The organism is Streptomyces sp. NPDC059256 (genome assembly GCF_042753785.1).
In the GTDB taxonomy this organism is placed as follows: Bacteria; Actinomycetota; Actinomycetes; order Streptomycetales; family Streptomycetaceae; genus Streptomyces.
Genome location: NZ_JBHYZO010000009.1, coordinates 136353 through 158297 on the forward strand (window position 1 = coordinate 136353; position 21945 = coordinate 158297).

13 protein-coding genes are annotated in these 21945 nt (G+C 70.4%); 6 read left to right on the top strand and 7 right to left on the bottom strand.

Annotated features, from left to right (window positions below; all coding sequences use genetic code 11):
- Positions 1-523 precede the first annotated feature (523 nt).
- From ACFXJL_RS21300 to ACFXJL_RS21310, 3 genes are all read left to right on the top strand, one after another.
- The gene (locus ACFXJL_RS21300; RefSeq protein ID WP_384694642.1) at positions 524-1762 is read left to right on the top strand and encodes an exonuclease SbcCD subunit D; all 1239 of its coding nucleotides are present in this window, start codon (positions 524-526) and stop codon (positions 1760-1762) included.
- Positions 1759-4905: an AAA family ATPase gene (locus tag ACFXJL_RS21305; RefSeq protein WP_384694645.1), complete on the top strand. Its 3147-nt coding sequence runs from the start codon at positions 1759-1761 to the stop codon at positions 4903-4905. Before ACFXJL_RS21300 ends, ACFXJL_RS21305 begins: the two co-directional genes overlap by 4 nt.
- A gap of 193 nt (positions 4906-5098) precedes the next feature.
- A complete protein-coding gene (locus tag ACFXJL_RS21310) occupies positions 5099-5950 on the top strand; it encodes an SDR family oxidoreductase (RefSeq protein WP_358879830.1) in 852 nt (283 codons plus the stop codon).
- Between the two features lie 277 nt (positions 5951-6227).
- On the opposite strand, the gene ACFXJL_RS21315 is transcribed toward ACFXJL_RS21310, so the two are convergent.
- Together ACFXJL_RS21315 and ACFXJL_RS21320 are read right to left on the bottom strand one after the other, a co-directional pair.
- Positions 6228-7910, bottom strand: coding sequence for a DUF885 domain-containing protein (locus tag ACFXJL_RS21315; protein WP_384694648.1), 1683 nt, complete (start codon positions 7908-7910; stop codon positions 6228-6230).
- Positions 7911-8401: 491 nt separating this feature from the next.
- Positions 8402-8902 (bottom strand): Lrp/AsnC family transcriptional regulator, encoded by a 501-nt coding sequence (locus ACFXJL_RS21320; protein ID WP_358879832.1) that lies wholly within the window; start codon positions 8900-8902, stop codon positions 8402-8404.
- A 59-nt stretch (positions 8903-8961) separates the two neighbouring features.
- Between ACFXJL_RS21320 and ACFXJL_RS21325 the strand changes: the two genes are divergently transcribed.
- Complete coding sequence (locus ACFXJL_RS21325) at positions 8962-10173, top strand: trans-sulfuration enzyme family protein (protein WP_384694652.1); 1212 nt, start codon at positions 8962-8964, stop codon at positions 10171-10173.
- Here the strand turns inward: ACFXJL_RS21325 and ACFXJL_RS21330 are convergent.
- The 4 genes from ACFXJL_RS21330 to ACFXJL_RS21345 all read right to left on the bottom strand — a co-directional run bounded on the left by ACFXJL_RS21330 (position 10085) and on the right by ACFXJL_RS21345 (position 18492).
- Positions 10085-11395 carry a GNAT family N-acetyltransferase gene (locus ACFXJL_RS21330; RefSeq protein ID WP_384694769.1) on the bottom strand — a complete coding sequence of 437 codons (1311 nt, stop codon included), beginning with the start codon at positions 11393-11395 and terminating at the stop codon, positions 10085-10087. The two genes, ACFXJL_RS21325 and ACFXJL_RS21330, sit on opposite strands and share 89 nt — an antisense overlap.
- An 845-nt stretch (positions 11396-12240) precedes the next feature.
- Positions 12241-15258 carry a DUF6493 family protein gene (locus tag ACFXJL_RS21335; RefSeq protein WP_384694655.1) on the bottom strand — a complete coding sequence of 1006 codons (3018 nt, stop codon included), beginning with the start codon at positions 15256-15258 and terminating at the stop codon, positions 12241-12243.
- Complete coding sequence (locus ACFXJL_RS21340) at positions 15255-16661, bottom strand: SWIM zinc finger family protein (RefSeq protein WP_384694658.1); 1407 nt, start codon at positions 16659-16661, stop codon at positions 15255-15257. Before ACFXJL_RS21340 ends, ACFXJL_RS21335 begins: the two co-directional genes overlap by 4 nt.
- A 232-nt stretch (positions 16662-16893) precedes the next feature.
- Positions 16894-18492, bottom strand: a complete 1599-nt coding sequence (locus tag ACFXJL_RS21345) for a PLP-dependent aminotransferase family protein (protein WP_384694661.1) — start codon at positions 18490-18492, stop codon at positions 16894-16896.
- A 282-nt stretch (positions 18493-18774) separates the two neighbouring features.
- Here ACFXJL_RS21345 and ACFXJL_RS21350 point away from each other — a divergent pair, with 282 nt between their 5' ends.
- Entirely contained in the window at positions 18775-19800 is a 1026-nt protein-coding gene (locus ACFXJL_RS21350) for a DMT family transporter (protein ID WP_384694663.1), read from the top strand.
- Between the two features lie 121 nt (positions 19801-19921).
- Here the strand turns inward: ACFXJL_RS21350 and ACFXJL_RS21355 are convergent, their stop codons facing one another.
- Positions 19922-20755 (bottom strand): alpha/beta fold hydrolase, encoded by an 834-nt coding sequence (locus tag ACFXJL_RS21355; protein WP_358879838.1) that lies wholly within the window; start codon positions 20753-20755, stop codon positions 19922-19924.
- Between the two features lie 159 nt (positions 20756-20914).
- Here ACFXJL_RS21355 and sigJ point away from each other — a divergent pair, with 159 nt between their 5' ends.
- Positions 20915-21817, top strand: a complete 903-nt coding sequence (sigJ, locus tag ACFXJL_RS21360; RefSeq protein ID WP_384636943.1) for an RNA polymerase sigma factor SigJ — start codon at positions 20915-20917, stop codon at positions 21815-21817.
- Positions 21818-21945: the final 128 nt, after the last annotated feature.

A 21945-nucleotide genomic window follows, 5' to 3' on the forward strand; every position in this document is an offset into this window, starting at 1 on the left:
TGGCCCGTTGTGATCCATTCTGCGGGCAGTCGGCCGCGATCCCCATCCTCACACCGGTCGGTGTGGACGCAGCGATCGGTGGATCCACGGGTCAACCGATCGGTCGATGCGCCCTTGGGCTCCTGTACACCGGCCCTGCCCGACGGAGGTGCGGCGAGCCCGGCTCGACCACCACCGCCGCCGTACCGAGAAGGCACCGAAAGACGTCCGTGACTCTCGCCGACGTATGCCGATTGGATCGGGACACCACGAACCCACGAGCCCGTGACAGTACGGCACGACCTCCGTGCACGCGGACCAGTATCGGAGCGCCTCCCCGCCCACCCGCCACCGCATGGCACGCCCCACTTGCCACCGGATGGCGAGGAAAACGCCGGTCCGTGCCGAACGCACCGGCGACCGGGGATAACGTGGGGGCGCCGCCGGCCGTGCCGGGGCGGCACGGGGCCGGCCGCCGTGCCGGGGCGACACGAGACATCGGTGAGCTGGGGGAAGCAGAGAACATGCAGGTCGGAGTAGCCACGTGAGATTTCTCCACACGTCGGACTGGCATCTGGGGCGCTCGCTCCACCGGGTTCCCATGCTTTCCGCACAGGCGGCCTTCCTCGACCGGTTGATCACCACCGTGCACGAGCGCGAGGTCGACGCGGTCCTGGTCGCAGGTGACATCTACGACCGGGCCGTCCCGCCGCTCGCCGCCGTGGAACTCTTCGACGACGCCCTCCACCGGCTCGCCGCCGCCTCGGTCCCCACCGTGATGATCTCCGGCAACCATGACTCGGCACGTCGCCTCGGGGTGGGGGCCGGGCTGATCGACCGTGCCGGCATCCACCTCCGGACCGACCCGGCCGGCTGCGCCACGCCCGTGGTCCTCGAAGACGCGGCGGGCCAGATCGCCTGCTACGGACTGCCGTACCTCGAACCCGCGCTGGTGAAGGACGAGTTCCAGACCGCCGCCGCCCGCCATGAAGCAGTGCTTGCCGCGGCCATGGACCGGGTGCGCGCCGACCTCGCGGGCCGACCCGACGGCACCCGTTCCCTCGTGCTCGCCCATGCCTTCGTCGCCGGCGGCCAACCGAGCGACAGCGAACGCGACATCACCGTGGGCGGGGTCGCCGCCGTGCCCGCCGGGGTCTTCCACGGTGTGGACTATGTCGCGCTCGGCCATCTGCACGGCTGCCAGACCATCACCGACCGGGTGCGCTACAGCGGTTCTCCGCTCCCGTACTCCTTCTCCGAAGTCCACCACCGCAAGACCATGTGGCTGATCGACCTCGGCGCGCAGGGTGAGATCCACGCCGAGCGCATCGACACCCCCGTGCCCCGTCCGCTGGCCCGGCTGCGCGGCACGCTCGACGAACTGCTCACCGACGAGTCGCTCGATCGCCATACGGAGGCGTTCGTGGAGGCGACCCTCACCGACGCATCCCGTCCGGCAGACCCCATGGCCAGGCTCACCCGGCGCTTCCCGCACACCCTCAGCCTGGTCTTCGAGCCGGAGCGCGGCCCCGAAGGGCCGACCGCACGTTCCTACGCCGAGCGGCTCAAAGGCCGTGGCGAACAGCAGATCGCCGAGGACTTCGTGGCGCACGTCCGCGCCGGGCAGGGTCCCGACGAGCAGGAGCGGGCCGTGCTGAGCGGGGCGTTCGACGACATCCGGGCCGCAGTGGCGGCACACGACAGCGGAGGCGTACGCACGGTGCCCCGGCAATCCACCCCCGGCCGCAAGACCGTCACGAGCCCCGGCGAGGCGACCGGATGAGGCTCCACCGGCTCACCGTCACCGCCTTCGGCCCCTTCTCGGACGAACAGCACATCGACTTCGACGCACTGTCAGCGGCGGGCATCTTCCTGCTCCACGGACCCACCGGTGCGGGCAAGACCTCCGTGCTCGACGCCGTGTGCTTCGCCCTGTACGGATCCGTTCCCGGCGCCCGTCAGAGCCCGGGCACACCGCTGCGCAGCGACCACGCAGGCTCCGGGACGCCCACCGAGGTACTCCTCGAACTCACCATCGCCGAAAGGCGGTTGGAGATCGTCCGACGTCCCGCCCAACCCCGCGCCAAGAAGACCGGCAAGGGTTTCACCACCGATCGCGCCCAGAGTTGGCTGCGCGAGTACGACCACACGACGGGTACGTGGCAGGCCCTCAGCCGTTCCCACCAGGAGATCGGTGAGGAAATCACCCAACTGGTCGGCATGAACCGCGAACAGTTCTGCCAGGTGGTGCTGTTGCCGCAGGGCGACTTCGCCCGCTTCCTGCGGGCGGACGCCGAGGCCAGGGGCAAGCTCCTCGGTCGACTGTTCGACACCAGCCGCTTCGCCGCGGTCGAGGAACGCCTTGCCGAACGCAGGCGGGCAGCCGAGGCCCGGGTGCGCACCGGCGACGAGCAACTCCTCTCGTTGACCCACCGCATGGAACAGGCAGCGGGCGCAGCGGGTGCCGACTGGCCCGCGCCTGATGGGCAACCGGGAGATCCTGGACTCGCCGAATCCGTACTGACCTGGGCGGCCATCGCCCGCTCCGCGGCCACCGAGCGGCTGGACATCGCCACCCAAGCGTTGCGGACGGCCGAGAGCCAACAGGCCGCGGCCCGTTCCCGGTTGGACGACGAACGGGATCTGCACCAGCGCCAGCAGCGTCACACCGATGCCTGCCGCCGCAACGACGCCCTGACGATGCGACAGGCCGAGCACGATGCCGCACGACTACGCTGGGAACGCGGCGAACGGGCCGGGCAACTGGCCCCAGCGCTTCGGCTGAGGGATGAGGCCGAACGGGACCACGCGGCAGCGAGCACCACCTGGCAGAACGCCCGTACCGGGTTGCCCCAGGACCTGGGTGACGCCGGTGTGGAAGCACTGTCGGCCCGAGAGGGGCGGCTCCGCCAGGATCTCGGGGGGCTCCAGGCGGCGCGCAGGGCCGAACACCGCCGCGCCGCCATTGACCAGGAGCGGTCCGAGTTGGACCGGCAGGCACAGGTTGACGACGACGTCCTCGCCGAGGCCCGGGAGTGGCTCGCCGGCTGGGAGACGCTGCGGCACGGCTGCCGCGAGCGCATCACCGCAGCTCAGGAAGCCGCCACTCGCGCCGAGCAACTGACCGCGAGGATCGGTCCGGTCCGCGGCAGGCTCGAAGCGGCCCGGGAACGCGACCGCCTGGTCACCCTGCGGGACGAGGCGACGGAAGCCCTACGGGCGGCCCGGGAACGTTCGACGGCGGAGAAGGAGATCTGGCTCGACCTCAAGGAACGCAGACTGCGCGGAATCGCATCCGAACTGGCGGCGAACCTCACCCCCGGCGAACCCTGCACCGTGTGCGGCTCGATCGAACACCCGCGTCCGGCGGCCCGGGACGACGACCGGGTGGAGCCGGCCGCCGAAGACGCGGCCTACGAGGTGCACACCCAAGCCGAGGCGGCGAAGGCGACCGCGGAACGCGAACTGGCTGTGCTCCAGGAGTCCTGGGCCAGGGCCAGGACAGAGGCCCGGGGTGCTCTCGGGGACGCCGAGGCCGTGACCCTGCCAACCCCGGACAGCAGCCCGGGCGGGCGGACGGCACCCGGGGCGTATGTCACCCCCGCGGCCCCGCCCGCTGACCCCGGTGCCGTTTCCGAGAACACGCCCCCGGACCCCGATGCCGGGGAACTCGCCTCGCTCGTCGAACGGTTGGAGAGGGAGCAGCGACAGGCCCACCACCTCGCGTCCGGACTCCACGCCGCCCACGAAGCCCTCGACCGGGCCGAGCGCGAGCACCAGGAGCGGCTCACCGTGCGTCAGCAGGTCGAGCAGCGAGCCGCGGCCAGAACCTCCCGCCGTGAGTCCCTCGAAGAGGAACACGCCACGCTCTCGGCAGAGTTGGCGCTCGTCCACGACGGCGAGGTCGGCATCGACGAACTCGCCGCCCGACTGGAGCGGCAGGCGACCAGGCTGGCAGCGGCAGCCGATGCCACACGCGCCTTCGACGCCACGGCCAGCCGGCTGAAGGACGCCGACGACCGACTGGCCGATGCCGCCTATCGAGCCGGATTCGACACCCCGGCAGAGGCCGCCGCGGCCCTCATGGGCGAAGCCGAGCGACGGGAGCTGCGCCGGCGCATCGACGCCTGGCAGACCGAAGCCGCGGCCGTGGCCGACCGGCTCGCCGAACCCGAGACCCTTGCCGCGGCCCAGCGTCCGCCGGCCGATCCCCGCGCTGCCGAGACAGCCTGGGAGAATGCCGAACAGACGCTCCGTGACGCCACCTCCCGCCTCGCCGCCGACCGGCAGCGCTGTGTCGAACTCGGCCGGCTGTCCCAGGCGGCTTCCACCGAGGTTCGGCGACTCGGACCGCTGCGCGAGGAGTACGAGCGGGTCGCCCGGCTCGCGGGGCTCACCGCGGGCACATCGTCGGACAACGAGCGCAAGATGCGGCTGGAGTCGTACGTGTTGGCTGCCCGGCTCGAACAGGTGGCGGCGGCGGCCTCCGTCAGATTGCAGCGCATGTCGTCGGGTCGCTACACCCTCGTCCACTCCGATGCCCGCTCCGGCGCCCGGCGGGCCGGGTTGGGGCTCCACGTCGTGGACTCGTGGACCGGTAGGGAGCGCGACACCACCAGCTTGTCCGGGGGCGAGACCTTCTTCGCGAGTCTTGCGCTCGCGCTCGGTCTGGCCGATGTGGTGACCGATGAGGCCGGGGGAGTACGGCTCGACACCCTCTTCATCGACGAGGGGTTCGGCAGTCTGGACGAGCAGACCCTCGACGAGGTCATCGACGTCCTCGACTCCCTGCGGGAGCAGGACCGCAGCGTCGGGATCGTCAGCCATGTCGCCGATCTGCGTCGCCGTATCCCCACACAGCTCGAAGTGGTCAAGCAACGCGGTGGTTCGGGTGTCCGGGTGCTGACGGCGCCGCTGGGCGGTTGATCGCGTACCGGGCCCCGCACGACACGGCAACCGCACCACAACCGCACCGCAACCGCAGCGCACCGACCAGCGTTGGTCCGTCGCCGAGGGGGGTCGCCGAGGGAGGTCGGCGGGCCTGGCGGCTGGGCGTCGGCCGGCTCGCGGGCGGTATTTCGCGCGACAACGCCGTCGGGCTCGCGCAGGATGGGGTGCCATGCCCAAGTACCCACCTCCGCAGACTGCCTCCCTCCGTCGCGACCCCCTGCCCCTGCGGGGGCGCACCGCCCTGGTCACCGGTGCGAGCAGACGGGGCGGCATCGGCTACGCCGTGGGGCGTCGACTGGCCGCGCTGGGGGCGAGCGTCTACCTCCACCACCACATCCCGCACGACGCCTCCCAACCCTGGGGAGCTGATCCGGGCGGCCCCGAGGCCGTGGCGGCAGGCGTCAGGGAAGCCCTGGGTGATCCCGCGGCCCGCGTGTGTCACGGCCCGGCCGATCTTGCCGACCCGGCGGCACCAGCCGCACTGATCGCCGCCGCAGGCGAAGCCCTCGGCGGGACCATCGACGTCCTCGTGGCCAATCACGCCCTCAGCGGCCATGACGGCACGTTGGACGAGATCGATGCGGCGATGCTCGACGCCCACTGGGCGATCGACACCCGCTCGGTGCTGCTCCTGGTCCAGGCGTACGCCCGGATGCGCACCACCGTGTCGGCCGCCACCCCCGGTGGGCGGGTGGTGATGATGACCTCCGGACAAGACATCGCGCAGGGAATGCCGCACGAGATCGCCTACGCCCTCGCCAAGGGTGCGTTGGCCTCGGTGACCCGATCGCTCGCATCCGCCCTCGCCGATCTGGCGGTGACGGTCAACACGGTGAATCCGGGTCCGGTGGACACCGACTACCTGGTCGGAGAGGAGTACCGGAACGTGGAGGAGCGGTTCCCCGCCGGTCGTTGGGGCATGCCGGACGATCCCGCACGACTGATCGCCTGGCTGGCCACCGATGAGGCGGAGTGGATCACCGGTCAGGTCATCGACTCCGAGGGTGGCTTCCGGCGCTGACGGCGTGGAGCCGTCACACGAGCTCCGGAGCGCGGGGCACCCGCCGTCCCGAGCCGGGGAACGACCGCCCGCGTCCCCGTCGCCGTACGGAAGAACCGTCGGGCAGGGAGCTTGCCCCACGCCAACGAGTTCGGCGCGGACTGCCGGCGCCAGTCCCGGTGCCGGGGTTCGAGTGTGGTGTCGGCACCCGGCAGTGTGGTGCCGGGAGCCGGATTGGAGTGCCGTGCCGGGACCGGGGCTCGCCCTGGTCCCGGCAGCGGCGCTCGTCAGCCATGACCTACAGGCGCGACAGTTCGTCCACCAGATCGTCCAGCCCCAGCGAGCCCTGCGACAGGGCCGCCATGTGCCATGCCTTGGCGTCGAACGACTCGCCGTGCGCCTCCCGTGCCTTCTCCCGACCGAGCAACCAGGCCCGCTCGCCGAGCTTGTAGCCGATCGCCTGGGCCGGCATCGAGAGATAGCGGGTCAGTTCGCTCTCCACGAAGTCCGCGGGACGCCCGCTGTGCCGGCCGAAGAACTCCTGCGCCAGCGCGGGGGTCCACCTCTCACCCGGGTGGAACGGCGAATCGTCCGGGATCTCCAGCTCCAGGTGCATACCGATGTCGACGATCACCCGGCAGGCGCGCATCATCTGCGCGTCCAGATAGCCGAGGCGCCGTTCGGGGTCGGGCAGGAAGCCGAGTTCGTCCATGAGCCGCTCGGCGTACAGCGCCCACCCCTCGATGTTGGCGCTGACCCCGCCGATGGTGGCCTGGTAGCGGGACAGCTGGTCGGCGACGTGCGTCCACTGCGCCAACTGGAGGTGATGGCCCGGCACACCCTCGTGGTACCAGGTGGTCACCAGGTCGTACACGGGGAAGCGGGTGGCGCCCATGGTCGGCAGCCAGGTCTGGCCCGGCCGGGAGAAGTCCTCGGACGGCGCGGTGTAGTAGGGGGCCGCCGCACTGCCTGCGGGAGCGATGCGCGACTCCACCTTGCGGACCTGCTCGGCGAGTTCGAAGTGGGTGCCGTCCAGGGCGTCGATGGCCTCGTCCATCAATCCCTGGAGCCAGCTGCGCACCTCCTCGACGCCTTCGATGTGCTCCCCGTGCTCATCGAGGTGTGCAAGGGCCTCCCACGGGCCGGCACCCGGAAGAATCTTCTCCGCTTCTGCCGTCATCTCCGTGAGCAGTCGGTGGTACTCCGACCAGCCGTAGGCGTACGCCTCGTCGAGGTCCAGTTCGGTGCCGTTGAAGTAGCGGGACCAGCGGGCGTAGCGTTCACGGCCCACGGTGTCGGGAGCATCGGCGACGGCGGGCGCGTACACATCGCGCATCCAGTCCCGCAGGGCGGTCAGGGCATCCGTGGCGCTGCGGGCGGCGGACGCGAGGTCCTCGCGCTGCGCCGTGGGGCCGTCAGCGACGAAGTCCTCGAACCAACTGCTGTCCGTTCCGATCCACTCCGTCAGCTGGTCGATCATCGTCGCAGTCGCCCGCGGGCCGGCCGGTAGTTTCCGCTCCAGCCCCAGTTGCAGCGAGGTGCGGTACCCCTCGAATGCGCTCGGCACCGCACGCAGGCGTCGGGCGATCGCCGCCCAGTCCTCCTCTGTCTGCGCGGGGGTGACCGTGAACACCTCACGGACCTCGTGGACCGGGGAGCGGAGGTTGCTCACTGTGCGCAGTCCTTCGTCGGACTCGCGTACACCCAGGTCGGCCGTCAGTCGCTCACGCAGCAGCCGACCACAGCGCCGTTCGGCGTCGCTTTGGGCGCCCGGCAGCTTCTCGGCGTCGTCAAGCTCGGCCAGGGTCCGCCGGGCGAGCTCGATGAATCCCTGCTGACCCTCGGGTGAGTAGTCGGGCAGGAACGGCGAACTCTCGTTGACTCCCAGATAGGTGCCGACGGTCGGGTCCAGTTCGATGAGGGCGTCGACGTATGCGTCGGCGACCTGACGGGGCAGCGGGCTGCTGGGGGTTACTGACATGCACACATCCTCATACGAGTGGGGGGTCCGCGTCACCATCGTCTGGCCGCGGGAGTATCGCTGACCGGCCATTCCTTCACTACTGACCGGCCAGCGGTCGGTCAGCGGTCGTGGGTAACGGGCCGAAAGGTCGATCAGCGGTCACAGTCGACATGCTTACCCGACGCCCGCTCGAAGGGGTCAGCGGGGGCTCATCTGGACGGGATTCGGCTGGGATTCGGCTGCCACGAGCCGGGGAATCCGGGTGGTTCCCGACGGTCTGTGGCGGTCGGTTCCGGCGCGATCCGGGTGTTTGCTCGGCCGCCCAGGGCATGCGTTGGACCGGCGGTCCTTCGAGGGGCGGCGATAGGGGCGCGGCATGTGGAGGTGCCCCTTGCGGGTATGGCTCTCGGCACTCCGCCACCCTCCTCATGGCTACTCTCCGTCATGGCGGGTGAAGGGAAGATCTGCCCAGGCGGGCCCATCTCCCTCGTACGGATTGCCGGTCCTCCTCAGTGGGGCTGGGCCGGCTGATCCCTGCGGTCCGGCGGTAGCAGCGGCCCGCACTCCCACTGCTGGAAGATCAACCGGGTCTCCACCCGTGCCACCTCGGGGCGCGAGGTGAACTCGTCGATCACCAGCCGCTGGAGGTCCGCGGTGTCCGCCACGGCCACATGAACGAGATAGTCATCCGGGCCGGTCAGATGGAACAGGGCCCTGGACTCGGGTAGGGCGCGGATGCGTTCCACGAACGTACTGATCAACTCGCGACGGTGCGGGCGCACCTGCACGGAGAGCAGCGCTTGGAGCCCGCGGCCGAGCCGGGCCGGGTCGAGCGCCAGACGATGGCCGAGGATCACGCCCGAACGGCGCAGCCTGGCCACGCGGTCGAGACACGTGGATGCGGCGATGCCCACGTCCGCCGCGAGATCGCGATAGGTGGTCCGTGCATCGTTCTGTAGGAGGCGAAGTATGCGGAGATCCACCGGATCGAGAGCGATAGATTCGGCCATTGGCCGAACGTAACACGGGACCATGCCCGAACTTCCCGGTAAGTGTTCACCCTGCGGTCATGGAGAACTCAGCCTTCGCCGCCCCGACACCCCGGGCCCTGGCCACCGAAGCAGTCCATGCCGGACGCGAGGACCTCGCACAGCTCGGCCTGCACGCACCTCCACTGGATCTGTCCACGACCTACCCGTCCTACGACGCGGCTCACGAAGCAGAGCGGATCGACGCCTTCGCCACCACCGGAGCCCGGCTGGAGGGCCCGCCCGTCTACGCACGGCTGGACAATCCGACGACGGCCCGGTTCGAGACCGCGCTCGCCCGGCTCGAAGGTGCCAAGGACGCGGTGGCGTTCGCCAGCGGGATGGCGGCGCTCACCGCGGTACTGCTGGTGCGCGCCAGTATGGGGCTGCGGCACGTGGTGGCGGTGCGCCCGCTCTACGGATGCAGTGACCACCTCCTCGCCGCGGGCCTGTTGGGCACCGAGGTCACCTGGACGGATCCGGCGGGCATCGCGGCGGCGATACGACCCGACACCGGGCTGGTGATGGTGGAGACCCCGGCCAATCCCACGCTCGCGGAAGTCGATCTCGCGGCGGTCCGCCACGCCTGCGGTGCGGTCCCCCTCCTCGTCGACAACACCTTCGCCACCCCCGTACTCCAACGGCCCCTGGAGTTCGGCGCCCAGATCGTCCTGCACAGTGCGACCAAGTACCTCGGCGGCCACGGCGATGTGCTGGGCGGGGTGGTGGCGTGCGACGAGGAGTTCGCTGGCCGGCTGCGGCAGGTGCGGTTCGCGACCGGGGGCGTACTGCACCCGATGGCGGGCTATCTGCTGCTGCGGGGCCTGGCCACCTTGCCCATACGTGTGGCAGCGGCTTCCGCCTCGGCCGCCGAACTCGCCCGACGCCTCGGCCGCGATCCGCGAGTGACAGCGGTCCACTATCCGCGGCTCGGCGGTGGCATGGTCTCCTTCGAGGTCCACGGCGACCCCAGGGACGTCATCGCCTCCGTCCGGCTGATCACACCGGCGGTCAGCCTCGGCAGCGTGGACACCCTGATCCAGCATCCCGCCTCCATCAGCCATCGCATCGTCGCCGAGACCGATCGCCACTCGGCGGGCGTCAGCGACCGACTGCTACGGCTGTCGGTGGGACTTGAGGACGTCGACGACCTCTGGAGCGACCTCAGCCAGGCCCTCGGTGCCCGGCCTGCGCGCGGGGAACAGCGGTCGATGAACGGGACGCTGTTGACATCACCTCAAGGCGCGCGGTGATCACCAGGGTGCCTTCCTCCAACTGGTAGTCGAGCGGCAACCCGAGCCCCCGCATGGCGGAGACCATGCCGGTGTTCGACGACCGGGTCACCGCATACACGCTCCGGCAGCGGGTCTCCCGGGCCAGTGCGAGGAGTCGACGCAGCAGTTCCGCGCCGATGCCCCGGCGCTGCCAGTCATCCTCGACGAGCAGCGCCACCTCGGTCTCGTCCCCGTCCCACAGGAGGTGCCCGAGGGCGACCATGCGTCCCGAAGGCGTTCTGGCGGCGAGGGTCTGTCCGAAACGCGGATCGAGCAGATGGTTGAGATAGCGATGGGCATCACCGACCGGGCCGTGGTAGCGCTGCCTTAGGGCCCGGTCGGAGCACCGCTCGTGCAGTGCCATCGCCTCGGACACATCCGAGAGACCGGCTCGGCCCACGACGATCTCCTCGCCCTCGGCGAGCGTCCAGGCGTCCTGGCCCCGGGGAATGCGCAATCCAAGCACGGCATCCAACTCCACGAGGGCCCGTGCCCGGGCGAACTCGGTCGGGGTGAAGGCCAGATATGGGCGTTCCACAGTGATGGCGCCGCCTTCACCGTCCCTCAACCGCATCACCGTGCCGTCCAGGACGCCTTCGACGGGCGGGAGGTCACGGGCGCGGTGGCCTGACGCGGAGATCGCGGGCCGGGACCTGATCGTGCACCGGCCCAGCAGCCGCCGCAGGGACAGGGGGAGTGCCGCGGAGTCCACGGCGGTACGGGCGGCGAGGGCGAGGACCCGGGTCGGCGTGTCCACCACGTCATGGGCGTCGGCCCGCTCGGTCCAGGTGTCACGACCGCCCGCGCGGGCGATCGCGCGGGTCAGATCCTGTGCCTCCAGGGCGACCGGGGTGCGGAGCAGGAACTCATCGACCGTCCCATCGGTGAGGGGATGCGTCTGGAGGGTGAGAATGTCCACGCACAACCCCGCCAGGGCGGTGCAGAGGGCGGCGAGTGAGCCGGGACTGTCCTGCACGGTGGTACGCATCCGCCAGAGCGCCGTATCCGGTTGCTCCGGTACCGTGCCGGCCGCTGGAGAGGCGAGGTCGGGCACATCCGAGGTTGCCGGGGCGAGATGCATTTCGGTGTCGATGTCCTGGACGCAACGGGCGCTCCCAGCCGTCCCCGCGCTTTCCCGCACATCCGCCGATGCGTTCTCCCCCACATATGCCCCCACATCTGCCCGCCTGTCCGCCGGCATGTCCGCCTGCGTGTCCGTCCGTACGGGTTTCCGTGTGGAGGGCTCCTTGCGGCGAGTTTCGCTCCGGGCGGGGCGCGATCCCCCTTCGGTGCGGTCCAAGACCGTGTCGTCGGCTGTGTCGCCCTGCGACGGGGCCGGACCTGCCGGCGGTGTACCGAGGGCCGTGGCCGTTCCGCTCGCAACGGGGGTGGAGCCGGCGCTCGCGACGACGATCGGTGTGGTTGCTGCTGTGGTCGGGGAGGCACCGCGGCCAACGGCCCGACGGCGGGACCAGCCGAGCCACCAGAGCAGAAGCACACCGGTACTGACCACGGCGATCGTCACCGCCGCGGTCGTCGAGGGCTCCGGCAAGGCCGGTGCCGAACCCAGCGCCCCCGAGGTGCCGCGGGTGGCCAGGTCGCCACCGTGGATACCAGCGGTACGGCCGGCGTCGGTGCCACCGATGGCGCCGGGGTCTGTTGTGGCGTGACGGGTCATCGCGCCGTTGACGGTCAGGAGGAGAACCGCCGTCACCGCGGCGAAGGCGGCACATGGACCGAAGAGACTGCGCCGCCAGTGGCGCGGACGGCGGGTGCGCTGCGCGGACATGGTCTCGGTCATGCATCCACCCTCTCCGAGCCGTATTGCCCGACCACGAACGCCGTGTGACCGATGGGTAAAGAGTGGTGCGAGAGGGCTTGATCGAGTCCGCTGCTGATCCTGCGGCTTGGGCCCAGGGCGGCGCCACCGTACGCGCGCGCCTACCGCCCGCCCTTACCGTCCTGTCGCGAAGAGGCCCGATCGGCTTGCGCACGGCCACCACACCACAACGGGCACGGGCGGTGACGTCTCCGTGGGGGGTGTCCCTACCGCAGCGCCGCCAGCAGCCGCGCCGCCTGGGTGACCGCTTGGGACGAACCTCCGCGGCGCGCCAACTCGGCCAGCCCCGGTATCCCACCCTCGGCCTGAGCAGTGTCTGCTGGCCGTACCAGCGTCGCCTGTGCCGCTTCGGACCGGGAGGGCGAATCGGCACCTGACGTGTCCAGAGGGTCGAACCCCGTCGGTCCCTCGACACCGCGGTCCGCCTCCATCGGCCCGGTGGCCGGCTCCTGTGCGACCCCTGCCCCCACGGTTATGAGGCGCGGACCGCACTGCTCCACGCAGTCCGCGGCGACCGCGAGGAGGCCCCCCACGGCCCGTGCCGCCTTCGGTGCACCAAGCAGCTCGGGCAGGGCGCCGGCGAGCACCGACCACACTGTGCGATGCGCACCCGTGGCTGCGGCCGTGCTCAGGGCGTCGGTGATGCGGGTGGGCTTCAGATGGCCGTGGGCGATCAACTCGCCCAGCTCACGCCCCAGGAGCGCCGGGTCCAAGTGGCCACGGGCCGCGGTCACCAACAAGGCATCCACCGCGGCCAGTCGGTCGTCGGCGACCCGCACCCCCAACCCCGCCGCGATCGCCCGGTGCATCGCCTGCCCGGCCGGGCCGCTCCGGGCCGCGCCCTCGGCGAGCCGTGGCAGACACCAGGCGCCACCACGCAGATCGCTGTCGTGGATGTCGGCCACCATGGTCTCCAGCAGCCCCGGCAACAGCCAGCTCGCCAGTGCTTCGCGATGGTGCGGCACGACGGTGGGCCAGTGCGGCACCACGCTCTGCCAATTGCCGTAGTGCATGAGGCATCTGTAGTCGTGGCGGTGCCGGGGATCGACCTGTCTGCTCAGCCAGCGGAACCCGGCGGGGAACTCCCGCTGGATAGCCCGCCGGGCCCGCGTCCGGTCCAGCAGCCGCCGCGTCGCCCGTGCCGGATGCCGCAGAAGACTGCCCTCGGAGTCCGATTCGGCCGGCTCCCGATCTTCCTCCTGCCCCGGGTGCAGCGCAGCCAGGAAGGGACCCCCGCCCATGAGCCAGAGCGCGAGCCGGTCGCCCTCTTCCGTGCCCAGTCCTGCTGCGGCCTCGGCCGTCACTCCCGGGTCCCACTCGCCGTCGTCCGAGGCGACCCGCAGCAGTGCCTGGGCGAAGTCCGCCGGTGCAGGCTCGACACCGAGCCGGCCGTACTCCCTCAGCCGCTCCACCAGAACGGCGGGGTCGAGGACTCCGTTCTCCCACGTCGGCGTCGACAGCAGGAACGGCACGGATCGGTCCTTGACCAGCTGGGCCGCTTCCCAGAGCCGTGCCCTGGTGATCGCCGCCATACCGCTGTGCGGGCACCCGGACTGGGCGGGAGCCTTGTTCTGGACTTGGCGGATCGCCCGGTCGGAGATCCGTCCCAGCAAGGCAGCCGCGACCACGTCCACCGCGTGGACGCCCCGCTCGAAGTGGGCGTCGAGATCGGCGAACCGGGAGAGGTGCGACTGCAACCACCAGCGATTCGCCATGGCGCTCCGCAGTTCGGCGACCAGTGCCTCCGGCTCGCGGTGTACGAGACGGACCAGACCGTCCAGCGCCCGTTCGAACGCACAGGGGTCGGTAGTGCCCCCTCGCACCATCGAGAGCTCCGCCACGAGTTCGGCGACCGATGTGGCCGGGGGAGCGAGTCTGATCGGCTCGGGTACGGCGGGCAGGAGTTCCTCATGGGTGCTCGGGTCCGTCGCCACCGTCACCGCGCCGAACAGATCTGCCGCCGCCGCATGGTGGACCGGACTTAGGAGCGCTGCCGACGCGGCCAGTTCCTCCCGGAGGTCGTCGTCCGCCGGCAGCAGATGACGTGACACCACTTTCAGCGCCCGCCCCTGGATGACAACGTCTTCATGGCCGAAGGCTTCGGCGACCACCGGCAGGAGTTCATGGACAGCCGCCGAACTCTCCGCACGCTCTCTGTTCACTGCGTTCGTCGCGTCGGTCGCGTCGGTCGCGTCTGTTGTGGGCGTCGCGCTCTTGGTGCCGGGCTTCCTTCTGAGCTGGGTGTGTGACCGCAATACCTTGCCCAGCAGCGACAGTTGAGCCGTGACCAACTTCTTCTCGGTGCGGAAGAGAACGGCGCCAGACATTTCGGCGAGGGCCGACGTCGACAGTGCCCCGGTCTCGGCGAGCCGGGCGAGCACGCCCTGAGCGACCGTCGCGACGGAGGTCGGGCCGTCGGCGGCCATGCCCAGCCAGTCGGGAACACGGGCTGCCTCCTCGTGGCCGGTCAGCTCCAGACGTTGCAGCAGGGCCAGGAAGAAGCGCAGGTCACCCGGTTTGCCGCCGCGCAGGAGTCGGGCGACACAGGCATCCACCACCACCGCACGTTCAACCACCCCGTTCTCGGTGAGGCCAACGAGCACCGAGGGCCAGTGGGCGGGCGTGTCAGGGTCCCCGTACCAGGCCAGTGGGCCGGGCAGTTGCGGGGTTTCGAAGAGCCGAGGCACCAGGACCGGTGTCTGCGGGTCCTCGGTGAGCCGTTGGCGCAGTCGATAGAGCGTGCCGGATCGCATGCGGCTCAAGTCATTGATCCAGCCGTACACATAGCCGTCGGTGGCGGGTACCTGGCAACCGGACAGATCCACCAGACGGCGGATCAGCCAGTAGTCCTCCTCGGCGCTGGAGGTACGTGCGGCCAGCCGGTGGGCGACGTCCCCGAGCCAGTCGGCGTCCCGCTCCTTGAGCACCTCGACGAGCGCATCACGGGGCGGGCCGGACACTGTGCGCAGATCCCTGGACCCCAACCAGAGGGCGGCGGCTGCCGCTCCGGTGTGGCAGCCTGCACCCGCGACCAACAGGGCGGCCCCCACGTCGCTGCGCTCCCGCCAACTGGGCCAGCGGCTCGGATCGCCCTGGCGCAACTCGTTGCGCAGGGTCTTGAGTTCGCTCAGCATCGTCTTTCGCTCGGCGGGACCCAAGCGCTTCAGCAGCGTCGGGACCTTCGTGGGGTGTCCCGCGCGCACGGCTTCCAGGAGTGTGTTCATCGGGCAGCTCCTGTCACCGGGCGATCGGCGGTGGCGGAGACGGTGGCCTCGCGCCGGATGATGCGTACGGCCAGCGCGTGTTTGCACGGCCCTCTCTGGCCCAGGTGGTCGGACCACCAGGCGCAGGTGCACCGCAGCCGTCCGTCCTCCTCGCGCACCTGGTACACCCGCTCGCCGGAGGTCACCGAGGCGCCTTCGGCATGCAGGGCGACGGCCTGGGACGACACCAGCTTCCGGGCCGCCACCAGACGCGGGTTGTGCCGCTCGGCCCGATCCGCGTCATAGGGGAGTTCGCGGTGGAAGTACGCCGCGTCAGCCACGTCGTAGCCCACCCGGCCGGCGGTTCCCAGCCGCACCAGGGCCGCCCGTACCCGGGCCACCGACAGACCGGAACGGCCCGCCAGGTCCGCGGGATCGATGGTCGGCTCCCAGGCGAGCAACACCGAGATCAACTCCGCGTCCTGGGCCGCCTCCTCGGTTGCCAGGGCTTCCAGTACCCCGCCCTCTCCGGAGAATCCCCTACGAGTGTCGGGCGACAAGGTGAGTGTCAGCCGCATACCGGGCAGCACCACCTCCCATGCGGTCGAGGTGGGGGAGTTCGAGCCGCCGGGCGTCGCCGGCCCGTACACGCGCAGGGCGATGGCGTGGCGCAGGACCCGGCGCAGCGCCGTCAGCCGCTCCGGCCCCGGCAGACAGACCGCGCCGGCCACCGGACGCGTGGTGGGCCGCAGGGTCTTACCTGCGGGCACCACCCACTTCGCGCCCAGGGAAGCCCGACCCGTCGACGTGGGCAGCGAGCGCAGAAAACGCACGGCCTCCGTCGCGGACAGCTCCGCTCGCAGATCGAAGCCAGCGGTCGCCACCTGGGCCTCGGCGAACCCGCGCAGCCAGCGGTCCGGCAGCGGTACCTTCTTCTCCACCACCGATCCGTCGAGCGTGGTGACGGCCAACTCCTGCGGACCCACCCGCAGATGCAGCGGACTGTCACCGGTCATGCGGGACAGGGCCTCCCGCAAGGGATTGTTGACGTCCACGTTGGTGGTGCCCCGACCGGTCTCCCTGCCGTCCAACCCCGCGCTCAGCACGTCCAGCCGGGCGTAGACCCCACAACACCCCGAGAAGGACTCGAACCGCAGACGATCGCCGTTGCCGGTCACCACCGGATCGAGCAGGGGGCGAGGCGTGGGGTCCACATAGCGGGCAGCTGCCACGTCCGCGACTGCCAACAGACCGCGCGCTGCAGTGTGGGGCGAGGTCAAGAAGCCCGAGAAGAAGTGGGGGTGCGCTTGTGCGCCGACGGGTGTCAGGCCCCCCGAAGTCTCCAGCCCGAGGAGGGGGCCGTCGGCCGAAGACTCAAGGGTGGAGGGGCGTGCGTAGGCGAGCGCCTGCATGGATCGCGTCATGCAAAAGACCGTAGGTGGAGGCACTGACATTCGATCGGCCAGGAGCGGTGCCGGGGTGCTTTCGACTCGCCGCGACAGCGGAAGAGTCCCTGGTCATCGGTACCAACCAACGTTTTCCACAGGGCGCGTGCGCGGGCCGATGGAACGCACCACGTCAGGACGGCGCACCCATCGCCCCTCAGTGGCACCGAAGCGGGCGAGGGCCCCGGCGTGCGGTCTCATCTCCGCTCGCTCACGGTGTGCCGGCCCGTGCCAACAACCCCACGCCCCGGGCGATCTCGGTCGGGCTGAGATGGGCGTACCCCAACACCAGGTCCACGCCCTCATCCCCGGGCCCGCTCGCCGTGTCCGGCACTGCCAGCCCGCGCGCCAGGTCCGACCTGCCCGTCCCGTCTGCGGCGCTCACCGTGCCGTCCGCGGGCTCGGTCGGCAACCGGGCAGCCGCCATCCCCGCCCCGTCCGTGGTCTGCACATTGTCGCCGGTCATCCGATGATCGGACAAAAGTCGTACGGCGACCCCCGCGTCCGCCGCCCGCTTCCGGAACGTTTCCGCGGGCCCGTACCGTGCCGGCAGCCGCGCGATGATGTGCAGCCCGGCGGCGATGCCGCTCACCCGGGCACCGGGAAAGTGCTCGTCGAGGGCCCGCACCAGGGCATCCCTTCGCTCCCGATAGGCCCGCTGGCAGCGGCGCAACTGTCGGTCATAGCCTCCGCGGTCGACGAAGTCCGCCAACACTTCCTGGTCCAGCGCCGGATTGCCCAGGTCCATCGTGCGCTTGCGCTCCACGACCTCCTCCAGGAGCCGCTGCGGCACGACGACCCAACCGAGCCGCAGCCCCGGCGCCAGCGACTTGCTGACCGAGCCGCTGTAGGCGACCCGGTCGGGGTCGAGGCCCTGGAGCGCACCGACGGGGGCCCGGTCGTAGCGGAAGTCGCCGTCGTAGTCGTCCTCGAAGATCAACCCGTCCACGGCACGTGCCCAGTCGAGGAGTTCGACGCGGCGCCGCGCAGAGTAGGCGATCCCGGTGGGGAACTGATGGGCCGGTGTCGTCATCACCGCGCGCACGCCGGATGCGCGCAGCGGCCCCATCGCCAGTCCCTCGGCATCGAGCGGCAGTGCCGTCATCCGCAGGCCGACGCCGGTGAAGACGGGTCCGTGACTGGGACTCCCCGGGTCCTCGACCCCGATGCTCCGCAGACCGTGGGCGTAGAGGACGGACCCGAGCAATGCCGTCGCCTGGGTGACGCCGGAGCACACCACCAGACGGCCGGGGTCGGCCACCACTCCTCGCCGTCGGGTCAGGAGCGCGGCCAACTGCTCGCGCAGGGCCGGCAGCCCACGGGGGTCGGGGTAGCCCAGGGACCGGTGGGGCAGCCGGGCAAGGACGGACTTGTGCGTCGCCGCCCAGGCGCTCCGTGGGAAGAGGGAGAGGTCCGGTGTGCCCGGCCGGAAGTTCACCTGCGCGGCAACGGACCGGGGAGCAGGCGTGTGCGCCGAACGGACGCCTCCACGCGCGGCCTCGCCCACCCAGGTGCCCGAACCCCGGTCGCTGCGCAGATATCCCTCGGCTGTCAGCTGTTCGTACGCCTCGGTCACCAGACCGCGGGAGACACCGAGGTCGGCCGCGAGGTCCCGGCTGGAGGGCAGACGGGTGCCGGCCGCCAGTCGGCCCGTCCGAACCGCCTCACGCAGGGCGGACTGAAGCACCCGTCCGCGCTGACGCGCGGGTGCCGTCGCAGCGGGAAGCAGCAGCTCCCAAGCGGTCGACCAGGGCCCTCCTCCCGTGGGAGCCGACCGATGGCGGTCCGCGCCTTCAAGGGGTTCCGCCATCGCGTTCGTTTCCTTCGATCGATTCGTATGCCGTCGATGATCCGTCGTTGGCCTGTCATGACCTGTCATGACAGGCCATGGGGAGTACTGGCCCGCTTGCCGCGCGGCGGTGGCCTCCGATCGCCGAACGCCGTACGTCCACCGGATGGTTCCCCTCCACGTGATCGAGCACCAACCGCCACCATGACCCACGGCGAGAGACCCGCGCTGCTGGATTGGTCCTCGATGACACCAGGAAAGTGGACCTTAAAGGGGACCGCCCGGCTCCCTAGCGTCATGGTCATGGACCACCCACCACCGCATCGTGCCAACTCCGACGCCCTCCGCGGCGTACTCCTCGTCTCCTTCGCCTACTGCCTGGTGGGAGCCTCGTTCACCGCCAACAGCGTGCTGGGGGAGTATCCGTACGCGGGTGGTCAGGCCGTACGGTACGCACTCGCCTTCCTGCTCCTCCTCCCCCTGCTGGGCGGTAGGGCGGCACTCGGCCCGGTGGCCGCGCTGAGGCCCGGCCAGTGGGGACGCATCGCCCTGCTCGCAGGGGTCGGCATGGTCGGTTTCAACCTGGCCATCCTGGCTGCGGAACGCACCGCGGAACCCGCTGTTCCCGGTGTGTTCGTGGGGTGTGCCCCGGTGGTCGTCGCCGTCCTGGTACCCCTCGTCGACCGTCGACGCCCCACTCGTCCCGTCCTCTGGGGAGCCCTGCTGGTGGCCGTGGGGGCATTGACGGTTCAGGGGTGGGGCCGGACCGACACCGCGGGCATCGTCTGGTCGGTGGCGGCGCTGATCGGCGAAGTCGGGTTCGCGGTCCTCGCTGCTCCGGTGCTGCGCCCGCTCGGACCCCGGCTCCTGACGGCATGCGTCTGCGCCGTCGCGGCCGTCGAGTCCACCATCATCGGCCTGGTCCTGGATGGTTCCGGCTTCGTCCGGATGCCCGACGGGGCGGAGGCCGCAGCGCTGGTCTGGCAGGCCGCCATCGTCACCGTGATCGGATTCGTGACCTGGTACATGGGCATCCAGCGCATCGGCACCGAACGCGCGACCCTCTTCACCGGTGTCATCCCCGTGACCGCGGCGCTGACGGCGCCGCTCGTGGGCGCCGGCACCTTCGGTGCGGCACAGGCCGCCGGGGGAGTGCTCGTCGGATGCGGCGCGGCGCTGGGGTCCGGGGTGTTCGGCCGTCGGGCCCAGAGGGAGGTGGCGCCAGCAAGCCCATCGACCCTGGCAAGCCCATCAGACTCAGCGGCATCAGTGACATCAACGACCGACACCGCAGGGCCGCCCAAGGAGGCCGGTCGCTCCGGACGCTAGCCTTCCGTTCCTGGTGCACCCCACCGCAGTGGACCCCACCGCAGTGGACCCCACCACATTGCACCCCACCGCAGTGGACCCCATCGAAGTGCGCCAGGAACGCCGGCCGTCCGGTGCGAGCTCATCGACTGCTGCCGTCGAGCAACACCCGGGCGACCAGCGCCGGATCGTCGTTCATGGGTACGTGTCCGCAGCCCGGCAACCGCACCAGGCGCGCCCCCGGGATGACGCCCTTGGCCCGGACGCCCTGGCGTCGCAACAGCAGTCGGTCCCGGGTGCCCCAGGCGATGGTCACGGGCACGTCCGGCACATCGTCCATGAACCTGACGCCGCCCCCTGCGGCCAGGGTCTGCTGGAAGCCGGTGGCCTCGCGCAGCGCCAGGGTCTCCGCGACGACCGCGTCCGGTGAACGCCGTCCGGGGCGGGCGTAGATGGTGCCGGTCAGGGCGGTGCGCCCGGCCGCCGTCCTGGACAGACCCTCGATCATGGGCAGCGGTAGCGCCCGGGCCGCGCTCCGCATCGCCTTGAGCGTGCCGAATGCGTACCTGCGTTCGGTTTCGTTCCAGAAACCCGCTGGCGACAGCGCCGTGACCGAACGGGCGATCTTTCCCCGGCCCAACTCCAGCGCCAGCAGTCCGCCAAGGGAATTGCCCGCGACATGGGGTCGCTCGATGCCCAGCGCGGTACAGAAGGAACCGAGTACGGAACCAATGGTGGGCAAGTCATAAGAAATCCCACCGGCCAATGGTGGGGAGATCCCGAATCCGGGCAGGTCAACGGCGATCACATCGCGTTCAGCGGCCAAAACGCCCATCACGGGTTCCCATGCCTGCCAGTGATGTCCTATGCCGTGGAGAAGCAGGAGGGGTTCTCCCGCTCCCGCCCTTTCATATGAAACAGACAGTTTTCGGCTGCCCTGAGGTGATGCGACGGAGAACGAAATACTTGCGACCATGTCTCTCACTCCCTCGTGTCACCCCTGCGTGAGCGCTGTAGACGGGGTGTCAGCAATGATTACCCTTCAGTAGCTTCTGGTTCAAGAGGACCGACACTTCCAGCCGGGGCCTTTGGGTCCGGCTGGACACCCGGGTGCCCGGTCGGTTGGGATGGGTGGGTGGCGACCGATACCCTCACCGACGTCTTCGAAGAGCACCGCCCTGTCCTGACCGGCGTGGCCTACCGCATGCTGGGCCGGGCGGCGGATGCCGAAGACGTGGTGCAGGAGGCGTGGCTGCGCTGGTCAGCGCGGGGGGCGGACGGTGCTGGGGTAGTCGCTGAGGTGCGTGAGCCGCGCGCCTATCTCGTCCGCATCACCGCCCGGCTCGCAATCGACCGGCTCCGTCAGATCCGCTCCCGTCGCGAGTCGTACGTCGGGCCGTGGCTTCCTGAACCGATCGTCACGGACCTCGCAGCCACCGCGTCCGACCCTGGCGAACGTACGATTCTGGCCGAATCGGTCTCCTTTGCCGTCCTTGTGGTCTTGGAGTCGCTCTCGCCCTTGGAGCGGGCCGTGTTCGTGCTCCGTGAGGCGTTCGGCTTTCCCCATGCGGAGATCGCAGTGACGCTCGATCGCTCCGAGGCGGCCGTGCGTCAACTGGCGGTCCGGGCCCGTCAGCGGGTCGATGAGCGCAAACCCCGCTACCGCGCGAACCCCGATGAGTGTCGCGACCTCACCGAGCGCTTCCTCGCAGCCGCCTCCGGAGGTGATCTGGAGGACCTGTTGGGCCTGCTGGCGCCCGGCGTGCGACTGGTCGGCGACAGTGGCGGCAAGAGCAAGGCGCCGCTGCGGGTCATGGTGGGCGCAGACAAGGTCGGTCGCTTCCTGCTGGCCGTCGGGCAGACGCCGGTTCCGGCGGCCGACTTTCAGTTCAGCGAGATCAACGGCGCACCGGGCATCGTTCTCCGTTCCGCCGGAAAGCCGGACACCGTCGTCCAACTGGAGATCGCGGACGGACTCGTCCAGTGCATCTACATCGTGCGCAATCCCGACAAATTCGCCGCGATCACATCGCTTTGAAGCATGGCTTCGCACGTCAGAGGCCATGGTCCGAAAAGTCGAAAACGCGTGGACTGTGCATAAGGCGCACTGTTCCACGGTGCGAACGCCCCATGAACGCTTGTATAAGGCAGCCGATTTTCCTGGTG